The 2,424-nt window shown below is 66.4% G+C and carries 2 protein-coding genes; both read left to right on the forward strand.

Going from position 1 to position 2,424, the window contains the following annotated elements; genetic code table 11:
* Window positions 1-290: 290 nt before the first annotated feature.
* On the forward strand, window positions 291-1,169 hold the full coding sequence (locus tag D7X55_RS38430; RefSeq protein ID WP_120550012.1) for a YicC/YloC family endoribonuclease: 879 nt from the start codon (window positions 291-293) through the stop codon (window positions 1,167-1,169).
* Complete coding sequence (gene gmk / locus D7X55_RS38435) at window positions 1,166-1,789, forward strand: guanylate kinase (protein WP_121725625.1); 624 nt, start codon at window positions 1,166-1,168, stop codon at window positions 1,787-1,789. The genes D7X55_RS38430 and gmk overlap by 4 nt, the downstream gene beginning before the upstream one ends.
* Window positions 1,790-2,424 lie beyond the last annotated feature (635 nt).

Consider the following 2,424-nt stretch of genomic DNA (forward strand, 5'->3'; position numbering starts at 1 on the left):
TCGTGACTTCATGAATTTTTTTTTTTAAAATCAAAAGCCGGCATACGAGTGAGCCTCCGGTCTCGTGGGCTCGAAGATGTGTATAGGAGACAGGGTGGGGGAGGGGCGCTCCGGGAGAACGGCGACGTCCGGGGCGCCAGAACAGGAGGGAAGCCAGGAGCGTCAGTGCCAGCTTCGCCCACGTTTCAAGCCACTTGTGCCACGCCATCGGCGGCGGACCCTACCAGAATTGGAACGGACACAAGACGCTGGCTTGACCTTGGGACGGAAAGCCCCTAGCACCCGCCCCAATGCTCAAGAGCATGACCGGATTTGGTTCGGGCCGCGCCCGAGTGGGAGACGAAGAGGTCTCCGTCGAAGCACGCTCGCTCAACCACAAGTTCTGTGAAGTGAAGGTCCGGCTGCCGCGCGAGCTGTCCGCGCTCGAGCCCGCGCTCGTGAAGCAGGTGAAGGACCGCCTCGCGCGAGGCTCGGTGGAGATCCTGGTGCGCCGGCAGGCCGCCACCGTCTCCGGCAACGTCCCCACGGTGGATGTCGCCCTGGCCCGCGAATACGCGCGCGCCTTCAAGGAAGTCGCCGAGGCCCTGGGCCAGCCGGCGGAGATCGCCTGGTCGCAGGTCTCCAACCAGCCGGGCGTCATCCGCCTGGAGGAGAAGGGCGTTGACGTGGAGTCCGCCACCCAGGCCACGCAGACCGCGCTGCAGCAGGCGCTCGCGGCCCTGGAGACGATGCGGAACACCGAGGGCGAATCCATCCACGCGGACCTGGACGCCCGGATGAAGCTCATCGAAGGCTGGAGCCAGGAGGTCGCCCGCCTCGCGCCCCGCGCGGTCAGTGACTACCAGCAGCGGCTCACCGACCGTGTCGCGGAGCTCGCGCGCGGCGTCGCGGTGGATCCGCAGCGCCTGGCGCAGGAAGTGGCCCTGTTCGCCGAGCGCACGGACATCGCGGAAGAGGTGACCCGGCTCGCGACCCACCTGGAGCAGTTCCGGCTCCTGATGGCGAGCCCCGAGCCGGTGGGCCGGCGCATGGATTTCCTCGTGCAGGAGATGCACCGCGAGGTGAACACGACCGGCTCCAAGAGCCAGCACGCGGAGATCTCCGCGCGCGTGGTCTCGATGAAGGCCGAGGTCGAGCGCATCCGCGAACAGGTGCAGAACGTCGAATGAACGAACCCACTGGACTCCAGCCTGGCCTGCTCCTCGTCCTCTCCGCCCCGTCCGGAGCGGGAAAGACCACCCTCGCGCACCGTCTGCTGAAGGAGATGCCGGACGGCATCTTCTCCACCAGCGTCACCACCCGGCGCCCCCGCGGGAAGGAGCAGGAGGGTGTGGACTACCACTTCGTGGGAGTCGCCACCTTCCAGGAGAAGATCGAGAAGGGCGAGTTCGTGGAGTGGGCCGAGGTGCACGGCCACTTCTACGGCAGCCCTCAGTCCGTGGTGGACGAAGCCCGCACGCGCCGTGGAACCGCCATCTTCGACATCGACGTCCAGGGTGGGCAGGCCATCAAGCGCAAGCACCCCGACGCGGTCCTCATCTTCGTCCTGCCCCCCTCCATGGATGAGCTGGAGCGGCGGCTGCGGGATCGCCAGACGGACTCGGATGAGACCATCCGCCGCCGGATGCTGGCTGCCCGCTCGGAGATCGAGCGGGGGATCGCCTCCTACGACTACGTCATCGTGAACGACGACTTCGAGCGCGCCTACCAGGAGCTGCGCTCGGTGGTGGTCGCGGAGAAGTGCCGGCGGGGGAGGGTGGACCTCTCGAAACTCCGGTTCGGGAGCTGAAATCCCCGGGGAATGGGTGGAACCGCCCTACGGGTTCCCCCTTCACCACGTCGCATCGCGCCGGCGGCCTGCATCAAATTTCTTGCGCCGCCGGATCGCTTGATGGATAAGCCGCCCACCTCGCGGCGACACGCAGGCGTCACCCCGGTGACACCAGCGCGATGCGGTGGCGGTGACGAGAAGTTGACATTCTCCGATCCGGTTCTTAGATGTTCGCCGCAGACGGTCAGCGGGCGTTGAAGGTGTTGGAGTGGGTTGCCGCCTCATGGGAGGCGGAGCGGATCGGGAAGCAGGAGTAGGGCAGTTGACACAGGATGCGGCGGTGGTAGAAGCCGCGCCCCTCGCTTCGAAGCCCGCGCACTGGCGCGGAAGGCACTTCGGAGGGAGAGCAGCACCGACAAGGAAATAGGGCGGTCAACGAGCGGGTTGACAGCGAACGCGGCGAAGAGATAGAAGCCGCGCCCCACCGAAGAAGCGGCGGTCCGGAAGACAACACGACGGACGCAAAGCGGTGAGGAAAGCTGACAGCGAGCGGTTGACAAGGAAGACGGCGCTGAAGTAGAAGCCGCCTCCCTCGAAACGAAGCGGCGGAAGTCACTGGACGGCGCCGACGAGATTCGAGACAGCCCGCAGGA

The organism is Corallococcus sp. AB049A (genome assembly GCF_003668885.1).
In the GTDB taxonomy this organism is placed as follows: domain Bacteria; phylum Myxococcota; class Myxococcia; order Myxococcales; family Myxococcaceae; genus Corallococcus; species Corallococcus interemptor.

Coding starts and splice junctions, on each gene's coding strand:
- D7X55_RS38430 (WP_120550012.1), top strand. CDS start 291: ATGCTCAAGAGCATGACCGGATTTGGTTCGGGCCGCGCCCGAGTGGGA.
- gmk (WP_121725625.1), top strand. CDS start 1,166: ATGAACGAACCCACTGGACTCCAGCCTGGCCTGCTCCTCGTCCTCTCC.